The sequence below is a fragment of the Pseudomonas sp. WS 5146 genome (assembly GCF_012985495.1).
Classification (GTDB): domain Bacteria; phylum Pseudomonadota; class Gammaproteobacteria; order Pseudomonadales; family Pseudomonadaceae; genus Aquipseudomonas; species Aquipseudomonas edaphica.
In genome coordinates, this window is record NZ_JAAQWL010000004.1 from 446,397 (window position 1) to 467,411 (window position 21,015).

At 61.7% G+C, this 21,015-nt stretch carries 17 protein-coding genes; 12 read left to right on the forward strand and 5 right to left on the reverse strand.

The window, feature by feature from the left end; all coding sequences use genetic code 11:
- Positions 1 to 261 precede the first annotated feature (261 nt).
- Positions 262 to 1,188 carry a serine O-acetyltransferase EpsC gene (epsC, locus tag HBO41_RS14235; protein ID WP_017135728.1) on the reverse strand — a complete coding sequence of 309 codons (927 nt, stop codon included), beginning with the start codon at positions 1,186 to 1,188 and terminating at the stop codon, positions 262 to 264.
- 166 nt (positions 1,189 to 1,354) lie between these two features.
- Here epsC and HBO41_RS14240 point away from each other — a divergent pair, with 166 nt between their 5' ends.
- The 12 genes from HBO41_RS14240 to HBO41_RS14295 all read left to right on the forward strand — a co-directional run bounded on the left by HBO41_RS14240 (position 1,355) and on the right by HBO41_RS14295 (position 13,396).
- Positions 1,355 to 2,350, forward strand: coding sequence for a D-cysteine desulfhydrase (locus HBO41_RS14240; RefSeq protein ID WP_017135729.1), 996 nt, complete (start codon positions 1,355 to 1,357; stop codon positions 2,348 to 2,350).
- A 280-nt stretch (positions 2,351 to 2,630) separates the two neighbouring features.
- Positions 2,631 to 3,425 (forward strand): cystine ABC transporter substrate-binding protein, encoded by a 795-nt coding sequence (gene tcyJ, locus HBO41_RS14245; protein WP_017135730.1) that lies wholly within the window; start codon positions 2,631 to 2,633, stop codon positions 3,423 to 3,425.
- Positions 3,425 to 4,090 carry a cystine ABC transporter permease gene (tcyL, locus tag HBO41_RS14250; RefSeq protein ID WP_017135731.1) on the forward strand — a complete coding sequence of 222 codons (666 nt, stop codon included), beginning with the start codon at positions 3,425 to 3,427 and terminating at the stop codon, positions 4,088 to 4,090. Before tcyJ ends, tcyL begins: the two co-directional genes overlap by 1 nt.
- Positions 4,091 to 4,092: 2 nt before the next feature.
- Entirely contained in the window at positions 4,093 to 4,839 is a 747-nt protein-coding gene (gene tcyN, locus HBO41_RS14255) for an L-cystine ABC transporter ATP-binding protein TcyN (protein WP_017135732.1), read from the forward strand.
- Between the two features lie 375 nt (positions 4,840 to 5,214).
- Positions 5,215 to 6,000 (forward strand): hypothetical protein, encoded by a 786-nt coding sequence (locus HBO41_RS14260; RefSeq protein ID WP_026013583.1) that lies wholly within the window; start codon positions 5,215 to 5,217, stop codon positions 5,998 to 6,000.
- Positions 6,001 to 6,187: 187 nt separating this feature from the next.
- A complete protein-coding gene (locus tag HBO41_RS14265; protein WP_169986668.1) occupies positions 6,188 to 7,429 on the forward strand; it encodes an SfnB family sulfur acquisition oxidoreductase in 1,242 nt (413 codons plus the stop codon).
- Between the two features lie 24 nt (positions 7,430 to 7,453).
- Complete coding sequence (locus HBO41_RS14270) at positions 7,454 to 8,647, forward strand: SfnB family sulfur acquisition oxidoreductase (RefSeq protein ID WP_169986670.1); 1,194 nt, start codon at positions 7,454 to 7,456, stop codon at positions 8,645 to 8,647.
- Complete coding sequence (locus HBO41_RS14275; protein WP_169986673.1) at positions 8,648 to 10,000, forward strand: LLM class flavin-dependent oxidoreductase; 1,353 nt, start codon at positions 8,648 to 8,650, stop codon at positions 9,998 to 10,000.
- Between the two features lie 160 nt (positions 10,001 to 10,160).
- The gene (locus HBO41_RS14280; RefSeq protein WP_169986675.1) at positions 10,161 to 10,976 is read left to right on the forward strand and encodes a MetQ/NlpA family ABC transporter substrate-binding protein; all 816 of its coding nucleotides are present in this window, start codon (positions 10,161 to 10,163) and stop codon (positions 10,974 to 10,976) included.
- On the forward strand, positions 10,973 to 12,085 hold the full coding sequence (locus HBO41_RS14285; protein WP_017135738.1) for a methionine ABC transporter ATP-binding protein: 1,113 nt from the start codon (positions 10,973 to 10,975) through the stop codon (positions 12,083 to 12,085). Before HBO41_RS14280 ends, HBO41_RS14285 begins: the two co-directional genes overlap by 4 nt.
- A complete protein-coding gene (locus HBO41_RS14290; RefSeq protein ID WP_169986677.1) occupies positions 12,075 to 12,719 on the forward strand; it encodes a methionine ABC transporter permease in 645 nt (214 codons plus the stop codon). Before HBO41_RS14285 ends, HBO41_RS14290 begins: the two co-directional genes overlap by 11 nt.
- A 50-nt stretch (positions 12,720 to 12,769) precedes the next feature.
- A complete protein-coding gene (locus HBO41_RS14295; protein WP_169986679.1) occupies positions 12,770 to 13,396 on the forward strand; it encodes a bifunctional 2-polyprenyl-6-hydroxyphenol methylase/3-demethylubiquinol 3-O-methyltransferase UbiG in 627 nt (208 codons plus the stop codon).
- A 115-nt stretch (positions 13,397 to 13,511) separates the two neighbouring features.
- Here HBO41_RS14295 and HBO41_RS14300 read toward each other — a convergent pair whose 3' ends face one another.
- From HBO41_RS14300 to HBO41_RS14315, 4 genes are all read right to left on the reverse strand, one after another.
- Positions 13,512 to 15,692 carry a glycoside hydrolase gene (locus HBO41_RS14300; protein WP_169986681.1) on the reverse strand — a complete coding sequence of 727 codons (2,181 nt, stop codon included), beginning with the start codon at positions 15,690 to 15,692 and terminating at the stop codon, positions 13,512 to 13,514.
- Positions 15,693 to 15,807: 115 nt separating this feature from the next.
- A complete protein-coding gene (locus HBO41_RS14305) occupies positions 15,808 to 18,861 on the reverse strand; it encodes an efflux RND transporter permease subunit (RefSeq protein WP_169986683.1) in 3,054 nt (1,017 codons plus the stop codon).
- Positions 18,858 to 19,928 carry an efflux RND transporter periplasmic adaptor subunit gene (locus HBO41_RS14310; RefSeq protein ID WP_169986685.1) on the reverse strand — a complete coding sequence of 357 codons (1,071 nt, stop codon included), beginning with the start codon at positions 19,926 to 19,928 and terminating at the stop codon, positions 18,858 to 18,860. Before HBO41_RS14310 ends, HBO41_RS14305 begins: the two co-directional genes overlap by 4 nt.
- Positions 19,925 to 21,007, reverse strand: coding sequence for an efflux RND transporter periplasmic adaptor subunit (locus HBO41_RS14315; protein WP_138453973.1), 1,083 nt, complete (start codon positions 21,005 to 21,007; stop codon positions 19,925 to 19,927). Before HBO41_RS14315 ends, HBO41_RS14310 begins: the two co-directional genes overlap by 4 nt.
- Between the last annotated feature and the right edge of the window lie 8 nt (positions 21,008 to 21,015).

Sequence of the window (21,015 nt, forward strand, 5' to 3'; positions counted from 1 at the left end):
AACGAGCATTCAAGTTAAACATAGGTAGGCGGTTTGGGACTAATCGCAGGGCTGAGTGGTAGACAATTCCTACACTAGCTCAAGGATTGGTATGACGGGCGGGGATGGCAAATCGTTCAGTGGCTCGGAATTGAAATGCGGACACTACTGTGGGAGCTGGCTTGCCTGCGATAGCGGTCTGTCAGCTACAAATGTGCCAACTGGTCCTCCGCTATCGCAGGCAAGCCAGCTCCCACAGTTGATCGGTGTTTGGCTCAAATACTATTTCTGCGCGCCGTCGTCATGTTGCAAATTCGCCTGCGTGATGTTCGCCCCCGCCGGCACGCTGCGGGTCAGCCACACATTGCCGCCAATGGTCGAGCCCTTGCCGATGGTGATGCGCCCCAGGATCGTCGCCCCGGCATAAATCACCACATCGTCCTCAACGATCGGATGGCGCGGGTGGCCTTTCTGCAACTGCCCGTCCTCATCCGCCGGGAAACGCTTGGCGCCCAACGTCACGGCCTGGTAGATGCGCACGCGCTCGCCGATGATCGCGGTCTCGCCGATCACCACACCTGTCCCGTGGTCGATAAAGAAACTCGGACCGATCTGCGCACCAGGGTGAATATCGATGCCGGTGGCCGAGTGAGCAATCTCTGCACTGATCCGCGCCAGCAACGGCAGCCCGGCGCGGTACAGATGGTGCGCCAGGCGATGGTGAATCACCGCCAGAATCCCCGGATAGCACAGCAGCACTTCATCCACACTGCGCGCAGCCGGGTCGCCGTGGTAGGCGGCGAGCACATCGGTGTCCAACAGGCTGCGCAGTGAAGGCAAGGCCAGCGCGAAATCCTGGATCAGGCGGATGGCCAGGGCATCGACCTCGCTGTCATCCCTTGCACCCTGGCGCGCGGCGTAGCGCAGCTCCAGGCGGGCCTGAGCGAGCAAGGCATTCAGGGCGACGTCGAGGGTATGCCCGACGTAAAAATCTTCACTTTCTTCACGCAGGTCCACCGGGCCCAGGCGCATCGGGAACAGCGCGCCGCACAGCGCTTCAAGAATCTGCGCCACCGCCTCGCGGGACGGCAACTCGCGGCCACCGTGTTCGCCACTCAGGCGGCCATTGCGCGTTCGCCACTGGTCCCGGGCGCTGCGCAGCTGGCTGACGATGGTCTGTAATTGCCAATGACTGGAACGCTCACTCACGGTATTCACTCCTGACGATATGGCCATCACTTTACGGTATGCACCCTGGCCACCCTTAAGAACCAATGGTGTGATGCTAAGAACTATCCGGAATAAGCGATTGGCGGTTGCCGGTTGAAAAGTGCCTGCCTATAGTCGCCCCATCACTTAGCCACTGTATGTCGCCATGATCAAACAACAGCTCGACCGTTTTAACCGCCTGGAACTGCTGGGCGGCGCCACCGCCCTGGAAAAACTCGAGCGGCTGTCGGCCTGGCTGGGCAGGGACATTTACGTCAAGCGCGACGACACCACGCCGCTGGCCATGGGCGGCAACAAGCTGCGCAAGCTTGAATACCTGGCCGCCGATGCCATCGCCCAGGGCGCCGACACCCTGGTGACCGCCGGCGCCATCCAATCCAACCATGTGCGCCAGACCGCCGCGCTGGCCGCCAAGCTTGGCCTGGGCTGCGTGGCGCTGCTGGAAAACCCCACCGGCACCGAAGACCCCAACTACCTCGGCAACGGCAACCGCCTGCTGCTGGAGTTGTTCGACGCCAAAGTCGAATTGGTCGAGAACCTCGATAACGTCGACGACCAACTCAACGCCCTCGCCGACCGCCTGCGCAGCAACGGCAAGAAGCCCTACCTCGTCCCCATCGGCGGCTCCAATGCCTTGGGTGCCTTGGGTTACGTGCGCGCCGGGCTGGAGCTGGCCGGGCAGATCGAAGAAAGCGGCATCGAGTTCGCCGCCGTGGTGCTGGCCTCGGGCAGCGCGGGCACCCATAGCGGCCTCGCCTTGGCGTTGAGTGAAGTGCTGCCGGACCTGCCGGTGGTGGGCATTACCGTGTCGCGCACCGAAGAAGCCCAGTTCCCGAAAGTACAGGGCCTGGCCGAACGCACCGCCGAGTTGCTGGGCGTGGACATTCCCGAAGCCTTCAAAGTGATCCTGTGGGACGAATATTTCGGACCGCGCTACGGCGAACCGAACGCCGGCACCCTGGCGGCGGTCAAGCTATTAGCCAGCCAGGAAGGCTTGCTGCTGGACCCGGTCTACACCGGCAAGGCCATGGCCGGTTTGCTCGATGGCATCGGGCGTCAGCGGTTTGAGGACGGCCCGATCATTTTCCTGCACACCGGCGGGGCGCCGGCGCTGTTTGCGTATGACTCGGTGCTTAACTGAATAAACACCGATCAAAATGTGGGAGCTGGCTTGCCTGCGATAGCGGTTCGTCAGCTACAAATGTGTTGGCTGATACACCGTTATCGCAGGCAAGCCAGCTTCCACATTAGATCAACCTAATATTCCAAAAAGAAATATCAAATTAATTTTATATTATTTTCAAGTCTTAAAAACTCGCTTTATAGTCGCGCCGAAGGCGAAGACGCGCACCGCGCTTTAAGGCAGGATACGACTACTGCGTCACCTGCTTCGCTCAACATAAAAAACACAGGGGCTGTTCATGACTATTTCTGTATTGCGTCGCACGTTGCTGGTTGGCACTTTGGGCTTGGCACTCGGGGCTGGTCTGATGGGCCAAGCCATCGCCGGCGAGCAGCTGAGCACCATCAAGAAGGCGGGCGAGATCAAGATCGGCCTGGAAGGCACCTACCCGCCGTTCAGCTTTGTCGATGAAAGCGGCAAGCTCAGCGGCTTTGAAGTCGAGCTGTCCGAAGCGCTGGCCAAAGAGCTGGGCGTCAAGGTCAAGCTGCAGGCCACGCCATGGGACGGCATCCTCGCCGCCCTGGAATCCAAGCGCCTGGATGCTGTGGTCAACCAAGTGACCATCTCCGAGGAGCGCAAAAAGAAGTATGACTTCTCCAAGCCTTACACCGTCTCCGGTATCCAGGCGCTGGTGCTGAAGAAAAACGTCGAAAGCATCAAGACCGCCGACGACCTGGCCGGCAAGAAAGTCGGTGTGGGCCTGGGCACCAACTACGAACAATGGCTCAAGGACAATCAACCCAAAGCCATCATCAAGACCTATAACGATGACCCGACCAAGTTCCAGGACCTGCGTATCGGCCGTATCGACGCCATCCTGATCGACCGCCTGGCCGCTCTGGAATACGCCAAGAAAGCCCCGGACACCGCCGCCGCCGGTGATGCCTTCTCCCGTCAGGAAGCCGGTATTGCCCTGCGCAAAGGCGAGCCGGAACTGCTCGACGCTGTGAACAAGGCCCTCGACAAGCTGCGCGCCGATGGCACCTTGAAGAAGCTGTCCGAGAAGTACTTCAACGCTGACGTCACTGAATAATGGAAGCAGGTTTCCAACTCGCGCTGGACTCCGCGCCCTTTCTGCTCAAGGGCGCGTACTACACGGTGATTCTTAGCCTCGGCGGGATGTTTTTCGGCTTGTTGCTGGGCTTCGGCCTCGCCTTGATGCGTTTGTCGCGCTTCAAGCTTCTAAGCTGGACCGCCCGAGTCTACGTGTCGTTTTTTCGCGGCACGCCCTTGCTGGTGCAGCTGTTCTTGATCTACTACGGCTTGCCGCAAGTGGGCATCGAGCTGGATCCGATCCCGGCGGCCATGATCGGCTTTTCGCTGAACATGGCCGCTTACGCCTGTGAAATCCTGCGCGCGGCGATCAGCTCCATCGAACGCGGCCAATGGGAAGCGGCCGCCAGTATCGGCATGACACGCGCGCAGACCCTGCGCCGGGCCATTCTGCCGCAGGCCATGCGCACGGCCTTGCCGCCGCTGGGCAACAGCTTTATTTCGCTGGTCAAGGACACGGCACTGGCCGCCACAATCCAGGTGCCGGAGTTGTTCCGCCAGGCACAGCTGGTGTCGGCGCGTACTTTCGAAATCTTCACCATGTACCTGTCCGCCGCCCTGATCTACTGGATCCTGGCAAGCATCCTGGCGCACTTTCAAAATCGCCTGGAAGACCGGGTCAACCGGCATGACCTGGAGTCCTGAGCATGATCGTGGTTGAAAAACTGACCAAACAATTCAAAGGTCAGGTAGTACTCAACGGCATCGACCTGGAGGTCAAGGAAGGAGAAGTGGTCGCCATCATTGGCCCCAGCGGTTCCGGCAAGACCACCTTGCTGCGCTGCCTGAACTTCCTCGAAGAACCCACCAGCGGTCGCATCAAGGTCGGTGATATCGAGATCGACAGCAGCAAACCGCTCAGCCAGCAACAAGGCCTGGTGCGGCGCTTGCGCCAGCATGTGGGTTTTGTGTTCCAGAATTTCAACCTGTTCCCGCACCGCACCGCGCTGGAAAACGTCATCGAAGGCCCGATCGTGGTCAAGAAGATGCCGCGCGAGACGGCGACCGCGCTCGGTCGCAAGCTCTTGGCCAGGGTCGGCCTGGCCGGCAAGGAAGACGCCTACCCACGGCGTTTGTCCGGCGGCCAGCAACAGCGCGTGGCGATTGCCCGTGCCTTGGCCATGGAACCGGAGGTGATTCTGTTTGACGAGCCCACCTCGGCGCTCGACCCGGAGCTGGTCGGCGAAGTGCTGGCGACCATCCGCAGCCTGGCCGAAGAAAACCGCACCATGGTCATCGTCACCCACGAAATGAGCTTCGCCCGCGATGTTGCCAACCGGGTGATCTTCTTCGACAAAGGCGTGATCGTGGAGCAAGGCGAAGCCAAGGCACTGTTCGCCAACCCCAAGGAAGAACGGACCAAGCAGTTTTTGAGCAAGTTTTTGGCCCACTGACTGGCTTGCAGCGTGGCGAGGGAGCTTGCTCCCGCTGGGCTGCGCAGCGGCCCCAAAATCCTGGGAGCGCTTCGCACTCCAGCGGGAGCAAGCTCCCTCGCCACAGTCCTACGCAAAACCCTCGCAACTATGGGTAAAACGCCCCGCCAAACCTGCCTTAAAATCCCCCGCCGCGTCAGCCTTTTCTGAATCTGCTCCAACTCGCCGTTTAGCCTTTTGCCGCCATTGACGCCCGCTGGCCAACCCTCTTATCTAGCGCTCAGAGGATTGGATCCTATCCCGGCTACTCACTGAATCGTTCCTTTCGGCACCCTGCGCGCAATCGCGCCACGGGCGCCGGAACGATTGCTGCTGGCTGCATCAAGGAGATTACTTATGACGCGCACCGCACCCCAGGCCACGCTCACCGCCCCGACCCTGCCCCAGGCGAATCGACACGGCATCAATGCCCTCGCCGCCACCCAATTGCAGGTGGATATCGCGCCTTACCCTGGCATGGACGAGGGCGACCTGATCGAACTGTTCTGGAACAACTGCTTTGCCGACTCACGTCGGATTACCGCGTGCAAGGTCGGCACGCTGACCCGCCTGCGTGTACCCGAAAGTTTTATTCAGGATGGCACCGCACGGGTTCACTACCAGGTCATGCAAGTCGGCCACGGCCCGGCACGTTCAGACCTCACTCAGGTGCCTGTGAAGACCTGCTATCCCGGTGGCCACCCTTCTGCACTGCTGGACGATGAAAACCAGAACCTCGCCCCGGTGTGCCTGCCCGAAACCATCCGCCGCTACGGTGTCAACGGCAGCCAGGTGCGGCGCGGCATTCCGCTGACCATCCAGCCCTACCTGAACATGGCCACGGGCGATTCAATCACCTTGCGCTGGGGCGACGTGCGCCTGGACCTGCCAAGAATCCAGGCCAAAGGCGTCGGCCTGCCGGTGCAGGTGTGGGTGCCGTCCACAATGATTATCGAAGCGGGTGACGACAGCCGCCTGGACGTGACGTACTGCATTCTCGATCGGGTCGGCAATAATTCGCGCTGGGCGCCGGTGCGCACCTTGAATATCGCCACCTGCGCGCCACAGCCGCCAGCCCGGCCAGCCAGCGCCACAACGATCTATCAACCGCGTCAGCCCGGTTCCCCCTGCGAACCTGGGTGACAGCCCTTCTATGCATATTCCTAAAAGTTAGTTTATTTAAAGATTTAACACGCTTAGGGTATATGCACCGGACCACCGGACATCTCTGATTTTTTTGTTTCTATTTCATTGAATGCGAGGTCGGTATGGTCAGAATTACCCCGGTGCATAACGCCAGGGCATTACGTGCAGCCAAGGAGCGGCGCTGATGTCTAACTTGGCTCTAACACCCCCCCAGAGTGATCTGGACGTAGCCCCACTGCTGTTGCCGGCCACGGTGCTGCGCAACGACGCCCAGGCGTTGAGCGCAGCCCATGAGCTGGCTCAGGCCGCGCGCCTGCAAGCGGCCAAACGCGACCAGCAGCGCAAGCTGCCCTGGGCGCAGCTTGAACAGTTCACCCGCAGCGGGCTGGGCAGTATTTCCATTCCCCGTGAATACGGCGGCCCCCAGGTGTCATTCGTGACCCTGGCCGAAGTGTTCGCGATCATCAGCGCAGCGGACCCGGCCCTCGGGCAAATCCCGCAGAACCATTTCGGCATTCTGCACCTGCTGCAAAGCACCGCCACCGCGCGCCAGAAAAAGCAGCTGTTCCAAAGCGTGCTCGACGGTTGGCGCATCGGCAATGGCGGCCCCGAGCGCGGCACCAAAAACACCCTGGAACTCAAGGCGCGCCTCACGGCCAAGGATGACGGCTATGTGATCAGCGGCCAGAAGTTCTACTCCACCGGCGCCTTGTTCGCCCATTGGGTCGCAGTAAAAGCACTCAACGATGACGGCAAGCAAGTCATGGCGTTCGTGCGCCGTGGCACGCCAGGACTGCGCATCGTTGACGATTGGTCGGGCTTTGGCCAACGCACCACCGCCAGCGGCACGGTATTGCTCGATCAGGTGCCGGTGGACGCAGAGTTGGTCGTCGACAACTGGCGCCTCGGCGAAAGCCCGAATATCCAGGGCGCCGTTTCGCAACTGATCCAGGCCGCCATCGATGCCGGCATCGCCCGTGGGGCGCTGGATGACACCATCGCCTTCGTGCGCGAACGTTCGCGCCCGTGGATCGACGCCAAGGTCGAACGCGCCAGCGATGACCTGTACGTGATCGCCGATATCGGCAAACTGAAAATCGAACTGCACGCCGCCGAAGCCCTGCTGCGCAAGGCCGGCAAGGTGCTGGACGAGGTCAGCGCCGCGCCGATCACCGCGCAATCGGCCGCCCGCGCCTCGATTGCCGTGTCCGAGGCCAAGGTGCTGACCACCGAAGTGTCGTTGCTGGTCAGCGAAAAGCTCTTCGAACTGGCCGGCAGCCGCGCCACCCTCGCCGAATTCAACCTCGACCGCCACTGGCGCAACGCCCGCGTGCACACCCTGCACGACCCGGTGCGCTGGAAGTATCACGCCATCGGCGCGTATCGACTGAACGGCACTTTGCCTGCTCGACATTCCTGGATCTGACCGACCAGACATCTGGAGAAACCCATGCCTTTTTCCCCTAACGTCGCGGTCATCACCAGCGACGAACACGCCCTTATTGTCGCCAGCGACCTGGCCGAAGACTTCCGCCGTGACAGCGCCCAGCGCGACCGCGAACGCCGCCTGCCCTTGCCTGAACTGGACGTGTTTTCGCGCTCCGGCCTGTGGGGCATCAGCGTACCCAAGGAGTATGGCGGCGCTGGCGTTTCCAACGTCACCCTGGCCAAGGTCATCGCCCTGATCGCCCAGGCAGACGCCTCGCTGGGCCAGATCCCGCAAAACCACTTTTATGCGCTGGAAGTGCTGCGCGTAAACGGCAGCCCGGCCCAGCAACAACGCCTGTACGCCGAAGTACTCGCCGGGCAACGTTTCGGCAACGCCTTGGCGGAACTCGGCACCAAAACCGCCCATGACCGCGTCACCGCCATCACCCGCGATGGCGATGGTTTTCGCATCACAGGGCGCAAGTTCTACTCCACCGGTGCGATCTACGCCCAGCGCATCCCCACCTCGGTAGTGGATGAACACGGCGTGCAGCAACTGGCGTTTGTGCCCCGCGACAGCGAGGGCTTGAGCGTGATCGACGACTGGAGTGGTTTCGGCCAGCGCACCACTGGCAGCGGCTCGGTGGTGTTCGACAACGTGTGGGTGGCCGCCGAGGACGTGATCCCGTTTCAGAGCGCCTTCGAGCGCCCGACCACCGTCGGCCCGCTGGCGCAGATCCTTCACGCCGCCATCGACACCGGCATCGCCCGTGCCGCCTTTGAGGATGCGCTGCACTTTGTGCGCACCAAAACCCGCCCGTGGATCGACGCCGGCAACGACAAGGCCAGCGAAGACCCGCTGACACTCAAGAGCTTCGGCCACTTGAGTATCCGCCTGCACGCGGCCGAGGCCTTGCTGGAGCGCTCGGGTGAATACCTCGACCGCGCCCAGGCCGACAGCAATGCCCAGACCGTCGCGGCGGCCTCTATTGCTGTCGCCGAAGTGCGCGCCCTGAGCACGGAAATTTCCCTGGCTGCCAGCAGCACCTTATTCGAGTTGGCCGGCAGCCAGGCCACTCTGGCCGAGCATGGCCTCGACCGCCACTGGCGCAACGCCCGCGTGCACACCCTGCACGACCCGGTGCGCTGGAAATACCACGCGGTGGGCAATTACTACCTCAACGATGAAAACCCACCCCTGCGGGGGACCATCTGAATGGCGAAGAAAAAAATCCTGCTCAATGCCTTCAACATGAATTGCATCGGGCATATCAACCACGGCCTGTGGACCCACCCACGGGATACCTCGACGCAGTACAAAACCGTCGAATACTGGACCGACCTGGCGCAAACCCTGGAACGCGGGCTGTTCGACGGTTTGTTCATCGCGGATATCGTCGGCGTGTACGACGTCTACCAGAACGCTATCGACGTGCCGCTCAAAGAGTCGATCCAACTGCCGGTCAATGACCCGCTGCTGTTGGTCTCGGCCATGGCCGCCGTGACCAAAAACCTCGGTTTCGGCCTCACCGCCAACCTCACCTACGAGCCGCCGTACCTGTTCGCCCGACGCATGTCCACGCTCGATCACCTGAGCCGTGGCCGGGTTGGCTGGAACATCGTCACCGGCTACCTCGACAGCGCCGCCAAGGCCATGGGCCTGACCGAGCAGGTTGAGCATGACCGCCGCTATGACCAGGCCGATGAGTACCTGCAGGTGCTGTACAAACTCTGGGAAGGCAGCTGGGAAGACGACGCGGTGCTCAACGACCCCAAGCAGCGGGTCTACGCGCAGCCGGGCAAGGTGCACAAGGTCGAGCATCACGGCGAGTTCTATCAGGTCGAGGGTTATCACCTGTGCGAACCGTCGCCGCAGCGCACGCCGGTATTGTTCCAGGCCGGCAGTTCGGACCGTGGCCTGCTGTTCGCCGGGCAACATGCCGAGTGCGTGTTCATCAGCGGCCAGAACAAGGCCGCGACCAAAACCCAGGTGGACAAGGTGCGCGCCAGTGCCGTCGAGGCCGGGCGCAACCCGGAGGACATCAAGGTGTTCATGGGGCTTAACGTGATCGTTGGCGCCACCGAAGCGCTGGCCTGGGCCAAGCACGCCGAGTACTTGAGCTACGCCAGCCCGGAAGCCGGCGTGGCGCATTTTTCGGCGTCCACGGCGATTGATTTTTCTCAATACGAGATCGACGAACCGATCCAGTACGTGAAGAGCAACGCGATTCAGTCGGCCACCAAGAACCTGCAGAACAACGACTGGACCCGGCGCAAATTGCTGGAGCAGCACGCCTTGGGTGGGCGCTACATCACTTTGGTTGGCTCGCCCGAGCAAGTGGCTGATGAGCTGGAATCCTGGATCAGCGAGACCGGCCTGGACGGCTTCAATTTGACGCGGATTGTGACGCCGGAAAGCTATGTCGACTTTATCGACCTGGTGGTGCCGGAGCTGCAGAAGCGTGGGTCGTACAAGACGGCCTATGAGCAGGGAACACTGCGCGAAAAGGTCTTCCACGCCGGGGCTCGCCTACCCGAGCAACACACCGGTTCCACTTACCGACACTGAACCAAAACTGTGGGAGCTGGCTTGTCGAACCGTCGCACCGCTGCGATAGCGGTCTGTCAGCCACATTTTTTTTGCTGACCCACCGCCATCGCAGGCAAGCCAGCTCCCACATTTAGAACCGCATTGTTCTTATCCATTACCTTATGACTGGAAATCGATTATGAAAAAAACACGGCTCTCCCACCCAGTCAAAGCACTGGCCCTGGCCTTCGGCTTGTTCAGCTCGGCCGTATTTTCCGCTGACGCACCGCTGAAAATCGGTACCACCGCCGCCTTCGCGATTCCCCTCGAAGCCGCCGTGGCCGAAGCCGACAAGCAAGGCCTGAAAGTCGAGCTGGTGGAGTTCACCGACTGGATCGCGCCCAACGTCAGCCTGGCCGCCGGCGATATCGACGTGAACTACTTCCAGCACATTCCGTTCCTGGAAAACGCCAAGGCCGCCGCCGGTTTTGACCTGGTGCCGTATGCGCCGGGCATCATCAATAACGTCGGGCTGTATTCCAAGAAGTACACAACCATCAACGACCTGCCCCAAGGCGCCAGCGTGGCGATTGCCAACGACCCGATCAACAGCGGTCGCGGCCTGCAATTGCTGGCCAAGGCCGGGCTGATCAGCCTCAAGCCGGGCGTGGGCTACAAGGCCACCGAAGAAGACATCATCGCCAACCCGAAAAAGCTCAAGATCCTGCAAGTCGAGGCCGTGCAACTGGTGCGCGCCTATGACGACGCCGATCTGGTGCAGGGCTACCCGGCCTATATCCGCCTGTCCAAGACCTTCGATGCCGAGTCGGCGCTGCTGTTCGACGGCCTCGATCACCCGGAATACGTGATTCAGTTTGTGATCCAGCCCAAGAGCAAAACCGACCCGCGCGTGATCAAGTTCGTCGACATTTACCAGCACTCACCAGTGGTACGTGCGGCGCTGGATAAATCCCTCGGCAAGCTCTACCAGGTCGGCTGGGAAGATAAAAAATGACCGCCGCCAACGCCCAACTGCGCGACCTGGGCACGCCGCCCCGGGACGCCGAGCAGACAGAGCTGCACCCGGACCTGAACCGCGCCCATGTGCGTTTTATCAACCTGGGCAAAACCTATGACGGCGCCGTGCATGCCCTGCAAGGCATTGATCTGGCGATCCAGCACGGTGAAGTGTTCGGCATTATCGGCCGCAGCGGCGCCGGTAAATCCTCGCTGATCCGCACCATCAACCGCCTGGAGCAACCCAGCAGCGGCCGCGTACTGATCGATCAGGTGGACATCGGGGAGTTCGACGAAGACCGCCTGGTGGCGCTGCGGAGGCGCATCGGCATGATCTTCCAGCACTTCAACCTGATGTCGGCCAAGACCGTATGGCAGAACGTCGAACTGCCGCTGAAAGTCGCCGGTGTGCCCAAGCTGCAGCGTGAGCAAAAAGTGCGCGAGTTGCTGGAGTTGGTCGGCCTCAAAGACAAGCACAAAGCCTATCCGGCGCAACTCTCCGGCGGGCAGAAGCAGCGCGTGGGCATCGCCCGCTCGCTGGTGCATGACCCGCAGATTTTGCTGTGCGACGAAGCCACTTCGGCCCTCGACCCGGAAACTACCCAATCGATCCTCGGCCTGTTGCGCGAGATCAACCAGCGCCTGGGCCTGACCATCGTGTTGATCACCCACGAGATGGCGGTGATTCGCGATATCTGCGACCGCGTGGTGGTATTGGAACACGGGCGCATCGTCGAGCAAGGCCCGGTGTGGCAAGTGTTCGGCAACCCGCAGCACGAGGTCAGCCAAACCCTGCTGGCGCCGTTGCAACACGGGCTGCCGGACGAACTGCAAAGTCGCTTGCAGGCTGAACCTGCGTCGACGGCGGCGGTGGTGTTGCGGTTGCAGTTCACCGGCAGCGCCGCGGACGAACCCGACCTGGCCGCGCTGTTCGCTGCCCTCGGAGGGCGCGTGCGCTTATTGCAAGGCGGTGTGGAACGGATTCAGGGGCATGCCCTGGGGCAATTGCTGTTGGCGGTAAATGGCTCGCCCCACAACGCCGAAGAGTTGCGCAGCCGCGCGGGGAATTGGGCGCAACAGGTAGAGGTACTGGGCTATGTGGTTTGATCGTTTATTGCAGGGCGCCATCGACACCTTGTTGATGGTCGGCGTGTCATCACTGATCGCGTTGCTGGCAGGTATTCCGCTGGCGGTGTTCCTGGTCACCAGCGACAAGGGCAGCATCTACCAAGCCCCCACGCTGAACCGCGTGCTGGGGGCGTTCGTCAATCTGTTCCGCTCCATTCCGTTTTTGATCCTGATGGTGGCGCTGATCCCGTTCACCCGGCTGATCGTCGGCACCACCTATGGCGTGTGGGCCGCCGTTGTACCACTGACCATCGCCGCCACGCCGTTCTTCGCGCGGATCGCCGAGGTGAGTTTGCGTGAGGTCGATCACGGCTTGATCGAGGCTGCACAAGCCATGGGCTGCCGGCGCTGGCACATTATCTGGCATGTGCTGCTTCCCGAGGCGCTGCCGGGGATTGTCGGCGGGTTTACGATTACCCTGGTGACGATGATCAACTCATCGGCCATGGCCGGGGCGATTGGGGCTGGAGGCTTGGGGGACATTGCGTATCGGTATGGCTACCAGCGGTTTGATACGCAGATCATGCTGACCGTGATTGTGCTGCTGGTGGCGTTGGTGGCGGTGATTCAGTTGGGTGGGGATCGGTTGGCGCGGGTGCTTAATAAGAGGTAAGGGAGAGGTGAGGTATAGTCGGGCAATCTCAGCGCCCGGTATTACCCGTCATGACCCTAAAGCCCGACGACCTCAACCAGATCACCACCACCACCCTCGACCACTACAACAAAGTCGCCGAAGACTTCCGTGAAGGCACCCGCGATCACGATGTGAGCCAGAACATCGACGCCCTGCTGCGGCATATCCAGGGCACGCCCCCGTTCACCGTGCTGGATTTCGGCTGCGGCCCTGGGCGGGATTTGCAGACGTTTACGCGCATGGGGCATATCGCCGTCGGGCTGGATGGCTCTGAGCGCTTTGCGCAAATGGCGCGTGAAGACAGTGGTTGTGAAGTGTTGCAGCAGGACTTCCTGAAGCTGGATTTACCCGCCGCGCGCTTTGATGGGGTATTTGCCAATGCGGTGCTGTTTCATATTCCCAAACAGGAGCTGCCTCGGGTGCTCAAGCAGCTGCATGGGGCGCTGAAGCCGGGTGGTGTGTTGTTCAGTTCCAACCCTCGGGGTGAGAATCAAGAAGGCTGGAACGGGCCTCGGTACGGGTCTTATCACGACCTGGAGGCGTGGCGGGGTTTGCTGACAGCGGCGGGGTTTGTGGAGTTGGAGCATTACTACCGACCGGCCGGGTTGCCGCGCGAGCAACAGCCTTGGTTGGCGAGTGTGTGGCGCAAGGCATAGAGGTTCGTTGTTTGATCTGACGCTATCGCAGGCAAGCCAGCTCCCACATTCGAAGGTGTTCACACATCAAAATGTGGGAGCTGGCTTGCCTGCGATGGCGATTTAAGCAGCGCCGCTATTTCACCTGATACACCACCGGTTTCTCACCCGCCACCAACGCCGTCACACTGCGCCCCACATACCCCGCTTGCTCCTGCACAGAAAAATTCGCCACCAACCTTGTGCCATCGGTAAAGGTAGTCTGTTGCACCTGTTTGTCCGCTGTCAGCCAACGGAAATCGGTCATCGCCTGAGCCGCCAAACGCTGATGCAACGGCCTGAAAAACCGATCCTGATGCTGAATCACCGGCAGCCGCTGCTTAAGCGTCGCATCCGTGAGGTGATACAAAGGCGGCACGTTGTAGAGCAGTTGGGTCAGCTCGTTCTCGGCCTGCACATTGCTCAGCTTCAGGCTGTCGAACAGCCAATGGTGGGTGGTAATCACCGAGCCGTGGAACACCGCCTGATACAGCGGCAGGCGCATGGTCGGGTCGAAGTACAGCGTGCGAAACGGCTCTTTTAACGGCACAGGCTTGAAGAACACTGCCGGCTGCTCCGGCGGGTACCAGTTGCCGACGTAATAGGGGGATTGCTTGTCCTGGGTCATCTGTCGATCGCCCCAGCCGATCACCGGCGTCTGCATGCCGTGGGCGAACAGAGTGCCTTGGGCGGTGCTGGCATTGCCATCTTCGGAACCCGCCGGCAGCTTGAGTACCGTGTTGATCCAACGGGAGGCGTCGATATTGCCTTCGGCGTTCTGCGCCTGAGTCATGGGCGCACTGTCACGGTAGCTGTCGAACACCATGCCGGTGGCGTAGGCATCCAGGAACCAGGCGTTAAAACCGGCCCTGGCCTGCACCGCCTTCACCCGTGCTTCCAGCAAAGGCCGTATACAGCGCGGGTCGATGTAGTGGCCCGATTGCTGGAAGCCGGTTTTCAGCTTGCCGTCCTTGAGCACAATCGCGCAGTCACGGTAGGCCTTGGCGCCCAGGTGCGCGGTGGTCCAGTCCGGGTTTTCGCTGGCGGACAAGGCGGTTTCATAGGAGTCGTAGGGCGCCATCAGGTAACCGGCTGCGACACCGGCGCGAATTGCTTCGGGATGCCACAGGCCACCTTCCCAGCCTTCGCCCAGGGTCAGCAACAGGCGCGGCAGCCCGGCGTCGCGCAGGGATTGAATCGTCTGGCTGCCCCAGGTCTCGGGGGTGCCGGTCAAGGCCCCGGCAAAGTCCTTGGCCAGCTCGCTGCGCAGTTCACCATAGCGGGCGGCGAGTCGGGTCATGTCCGGGTCTTCGACTTGCCAAGCCTGCCGCGCTTGCTGATTGATCGCCGCATTCAGGCCCCGCAACAAAACGCCTTGCTCATAACGGTTCAAAGCCTTGGCCTGCGCCAGAACCTGAGTCGCCTCTTTGTCCATCAACCCCTTGAGTGCATGGCCGCGCAAGCGTTTGACCAGCAGCGGCCAATCACGCACATCAGCGGGGGCCAGCAGGCTGTTGCCCCACAGGTAGACATGGCTGGCGCCCAGCAGTTTTTTGGCCTCGGGGGTTTGTTGCAGCTTGTCCGCCAGCGGCTCGTAGCGGCCCTGCTCTACCAGCCATTGGCGATAGCGCTTGGCACCGGCCAATGGGTCGGCGTCACCCAGGTGCAAGCGCAAGGTCATCGGCGCCGTGGGGTCAAGACGGGTAAATTCGTGAGCCACCGAAAGTGCCAGGCCCTGGCCGTCGGCCTGCCATTGCAAGTGGTTGTTGTAGGGGTTGGTCAGCAACCAGCTCAACGTGAAGCGGCCGTGATCCATGCCCCATAACGGCAGGCTGAGGTCCTGGGTAGTATTGAGTTCGCCCTGCTCCAGCAAAAACGCTTTCCACACGGCGTTACCGGCCGGTACGTAATGACCTTCGGCCAAGGGCCAGATCAACCCCTTGCCCATGGCCGCAGCGGGTTGGCGCAGCAGCGGCAGTTCACCCGGCTCGCGGGCGCTGAGGGTCAGGGACAGGTCGCGCTGCTCAAGGCGAGCCGTCAGGCGATAGGCGCCGTTGTCCCACTGCCAGGCAGCCTGCTCGGCACCCGCTTGCAAATCACTGACAGCATGGGCAGCCACACCGCTGGACGCCTGCACCGAGGTCTCGCCTGCGGGCGTAACGCGCAGCGCGAGCGTGGCGGGGTCGAGTTCGACACGCCACAGGGCGTTTTCCAACACGGTGCCGGCTAATGCCAGTGGAGATAACAACAGGCTGACAACCAGCAAAAAATGACGCATGGCACGGGCCTTCCAGACAAGATCAGGCCCGGAGGGTAATGCACATAAGCCTCAGCAAGTGTTCGAAAAGTGTTTCAAAGAACCTTCCCACATCCATTCAGGAAGGCTCCGATGGTCAGGCCTGTTCTTTTTTCGGCTCGCGAATCTTGTACCAAGCCACATACAACGCCGGCAAAAACAGCAGCGTCAGCAAGGTCGCAATGATGATCCCGCCAATCATCGCGTAGGCCATCGGCCCCCAGAACACTTCCCGCGCAATCGGGATCATGCCCAGGCTGGCCGCCGCTGCGGTGAGCAGGATCGGCCGGCGCCGGTGCTCGGTGGCTTCAACCACCGCGTCCCACGCTGTGTAGCCGGCCACTTCATATTCGTGGATCTGCGTTACCAGAATCACCGAGTTGCGGATGATGATGCCGATCAGCGCCAGAATGCCGAGGATCGCCACAAAGCCCATGGGCGTGCCGGTGGGGATCAGCGCCAGCACCACGCCAATAAGGCCCAGTGGCGCGACACTGGCCACCAGGAACATCTTCTGCACGCTGTGCAGCTGGATCATCAGGAACGTCGCCATCAGGAACAGCATCAGCGGCACCACCTTGGCAATCGGGCCTTGGGCCTTGCCGCTTTCTTCGACGGTGCCGCCGGTGGCCACCTTGTAACCCACCGGCAGCCCGGCGCTGAATTTCTCGATGGTCGGCGCCAGCTGTTTGACCAGGTCCGTGGGCTGCATCTCATCGCGCACCGAGGCCTTGATGGTGATCGTCGGCTTGCGGTCGCGACGCCATACCAGCGGCTGCTCCAACTCATAACGAACGGTGGCGAAGGCCAGCAGCGGAATCGAGGTGCCGTTGGGTGTGACGATCTGCAGGTTCTGCAAGGTTTCCGGCGTACCGCGCTCGGCATCTTCGGCGCGGCCAACCACGTTGATCAGGTAGATATCGTCGTGTACCTGGGTCACCGAAGCGCCGCTGACCACGCTGTTCATCAACTGCGCCACGTCTTCCGACGACAGCCCGAGTTGGCGCGCCTTGTCCTGGGCAATGTCCACGCGCAGCACTTTGCCGGGCTCGTTCCAGTCGTAGATGATCTCGCCCAGGTGGCTGTTTTTATCCAGCAAGGTCGCCAGTTCGATGGCGTGTTTGCGCACCTGATCAATGTCTTTGCCCGACACCCGATACTGGATCGGCCGCCCCACCGGCGGGCCCATTTCCAGCGGCTGCACATAACTGCCGATGCCGACAAAATCATCGCGCAGGCGCTTTTGCAGGCGTGCAATTAACGCACCGCGCTCTTCCAGGCCTTTGCTCACGATGACCAGCTGCGCGTAGTAAGGGTTTTCCAGTTGCTGGTCCAGGGGCAGGTAGAAACGAATCGCACCCTGGCCAATGTAGGTGCTCCAGCGCGCAATGTCCGGGTCGTCCTTGATGATTGCTTCAAGGCGGTCGACGGCCTTGCGCGTCTCATTGATCGAAGCGTTTTGTGGCAGGTTGAGGTCGACGAGGATTTCCGGGCGGTCCGAGGACGGGAAAAACTGGTTCTGCACAAACTGCATGGAGAACACCGAGGCCACAAACAAGCCCACGGTAATGCCGATGGCCCACCAGCGGTTGCGCATGGCCCAGAGCATGCCGCCATTGAAGGCGCGGCCGATGCGCCCAGGTTCGGCGTCATGCGGTTTCACGTTGGCGCTGAGGATATGCACGCCGATCACCGGCGCAAACAGCACCGCCACCACCCACGACACCAGCATGGCCACGGCAATCACCGCAAACAGGGTGAAGGTGTACTCGCCCGCCGAGCTGGCGTTGAGGCCAATCGGCACAAAGCCGGCGACGGTCACCAGCGTACCGGTGAGCATCGGGAAGGCTGTGGAGGTGTAGGCGTAGGTCGCCGCCTGCTCCTTGGTTTCGCCTTTTTCCAGGCGCGTGATCATCATCTCGACGGTGATCATCGCGTCGTCCACCAACAGGCCGAGGGCGATGATCAACGCGCCCAGCGACACCCGCTGCATGGTGATGCCGCTGTATTCCATGAACACGAACACCAGCGCCAGCACCAGTGGAATCGAGCACGCCACCACCAGGCCGGCACGCATGCCGAGGCTGATAAAGCTCACCACCAACACGATGATCACCGCTTCAAACAGGGCGCTGGTAAAGCCGCCGACGGCTTCTTCCACCACTTCGGCCTGGTCGGAAACCTTATGCACGCCGACGCCCACTGGCAGGTCGGCGGTCAGTTCGTCCATGCGCGTGTGCAGCGCCTTGCCGAAGGATTGGATATTGCCGCCCTTCTGCATGGCGATGGCCAAGCCAATCGCCTGTTTGCCGTTGAAACGGAACATCGGCCGCGCCGGGTCGACGTAGCCACGGCTGATGTCGGCAATGTCGGCCAACCGGTAGAAACGGTCATTGAGCCGCAGGTTGACGTTGGCCAGGTCTTTCTCCGAAGCGAATTGCCCGGACGTGCGCACCGAAATCCGTTCCGGCCCGGCCTCGATCACCCCGGCAGGCGTCACGGCGTTCTGTGATTGCAGGCTTTGCACCACTTGGCGTTGATCAATGCCCAACGCGGCGAGTTTGCGCGTGGAGAAGTTCAGGTAAATCACTTCGTCCTGCTGGCCGATCATCTCGACCTTGCCCAGCCCCGGCACCGAACGAATTTCGGCACGCACCTGCTCCACATAGTCACGCAGTTGGCGCATCGACAGGCCGTCGCCGGTAAAGGCGTAGACCGAGCCGAACACATCACCGAACTCATCGTTGAACGACGGCCCCTGCAAACCCTGGGGGAAGGTGCCGCGAATATCGTCGATCTTCTTGCGCACCTGGTACCAGATCTCCGGGATGGCCTTGGCGCTGGTGGTGTCCTTGAGGAAGACGAATACCGTGGATTCACCCGGCCGCGTGTAGCTCTTCACGTAGTCAAGGGAGTCGAGTTCTTCGAGTTTTTTCTCGATGCGGTCGGTGACCTGCTTGAGGGTTTCTTCCTGGGTCGCGCCCGGCCAGCGGGTCTGGATCACCATGGTCTTGATGGTGAACGACGGGTCTTCCTCGCGGCCCAGGTTCATGTAGGAGAACACGCCCATCAGCAGCGCGACGAACATCAAGTACCAGACGAAGGACTGATGCTTAAGGGCCCAGTCGGATAAGTTGAAGCTCCCTTTCATCGCGGGCTGTCCTCGTCGATTTTGACTTTTTGCCCGGGTTTCAGGCTGTTCACGCCAGCGGTGACGATGCGTTCGCCGGGTTTGACGCCGCCGTTGAGCAAGGCGCTGTTGGCATCACGGCTGATCACCGTGACGTCACGCGGCAGCACGGTCTGGCTCTGGGTGTCGAGCAACCAGATACGGGTTTTGCCGTCGGCTTCCTGCAAGGCGGTCAGCGGTACTTCGATACGCGGTGCAATGGCCGTGCTCAGGGTCACGCTGATGGCGGTGCCGAGGCGGAACGCAGGTGGCGTCTCGGCCAGGGTCAGGCGCGCGCGGCGGGTGCGCGTGGCGCTTTGGGCCAGGGGTTCGATCTCGCGCACGATGGCGGTGGTGTTGACGCTGGGGTCGAGCTGCCCGGCGACCAGGAATACCACGTCCGGCGGCAGGCGCTCGGCAAGCCCGGCGGGCAGGTCGATCACCGCTTCCTTGATGTCCGGGCGCGCCAGGGTCACCACTTGCTGGCCGGCGCTGACCACTTGTCCGGCCTCGGCATTCCAGGCGGTGACGATCCCGGCGTGGTCGGTGCGCAGTTCGGCGTAGTTGAGTTGGTCTTTAGCCTGGTTGACCGAGGCTTTGGCTTGATCAAGGGTCGCCTGGGTGGTTTTCAAGTCGGTCTGCGCCACATCCAGCTGGGCCTGGGCACCGACGCCGCGATTGAACAGTTCCTGCTGGCGCCGGGCGTTGGCCTGGGCATTGATGAACTGCGCCTGCACGCGGGCCAGGTCACCTTGGGCGGCGCGCAACTGGTTTTGCTGGTCGGTGGGGTCGAGCACCGCGAGCAAGGCGCCCTTCTCCACTTCGGCGCCGACATCCACGGCGCGGCGGGCGATACGGCCAGGCACGCGGAAACCCAGGTTGCTTTCGTAGCGGGCCTGGATGGTGCCGGCGAAGCGGCCGAGGTTTTCCTGGTCTTCGGACTTCACTTGCATGGACAGCACCGGGCGCACGGGATCGGGCGGCGTTTCCTCTTTGGAACAAGCGACCAGCAACAGGCTGGCGGCAAGCAATGCCGTCAGGCGCTTCATGGCTGGACTCCTTGCTGGGCGATCTCGACGATCATGCCCGGGTGCAGCAATTGCCCGCCGGCCACCACGACTTTTTCACCGCCTTTAAGGCCGTCGCCAATAATCACTTTGCCGGTCAGATAGCGCGCTACCGTGACTTTGTGCAGTTGCGCCTTGCCGTCGCCGTCAATCAGCCACACGGCGGGTTCGTTGAGGTCTTTGGTCAGCGCCGACCACGGCAACTCCACACTGGCCTTGGCCGGGCCATTGGCCGTGGCGCTGACCACTGAGCCCAGTTGCATGCCTTTAGGCAGCGATTGCAGGGCGATTTTCACTTGCACGGTGCCGGTATTGGCCGCCACGGCGGGCGTGACTTCGCGCACTTTACCCACGGCCTTGATGCTCGGGTCATCCAGCAGGCTCACGGTGATCGGCGCATCGGGCGGCGGCTCCACCAGCAAGGATTCATAGACGTTGAACACCGCATCGCGCTCGCCATCGGTGGCCAGGCTGAAAATCGGCACGGTGGCCTGCACCACCTGGCCGACTTCGGCCTGGCGTGCAGTGATCACGCCAGGTGCATCGGCGACCAGCGCGGTATAGCCGAGTTGTTCGCGGGCATTGGCCAATTGGGCTTGGGCGGCAGCCAGAGCGCTTTGGCTGCTACGCAGCGCGGCTTGGGCAGCGTCGTATTCGCTGCGGCTGGTGTAGCCCTTGGGCAGGAGCTTTTCCTGGCGTACGAAGGCGGCGGCGGTTTGCTTGACCCGCGCCTGCTCGGCCACGACCTGGGCCTGGGCGGAATCGACGTTGGTCTGCAAGTCTTTGGGGTCAAGTTTGGCCAGCACTTGCTTGGCGGTCACGCGGTCGCCCACGTCGACCATGCGCTGGATAATCTTGCCGCCCACGCGAAAGGACAAATCGGTTTGCACGCGGGCCTGGATATCGCCGGTCAGGGTCACGGCGGCGGCAAAATCCGCAGGTTGCACGGCCTGCACAAACACCCGCGAATGTTCCTTGGGTTCGGACTTTTCCTGGCCGCAACCGCTCAGCAGCGTCAGCAGGCCAAATCCGAAAATACAGGTGTAAATACGACCGCCCATGCAGGCTC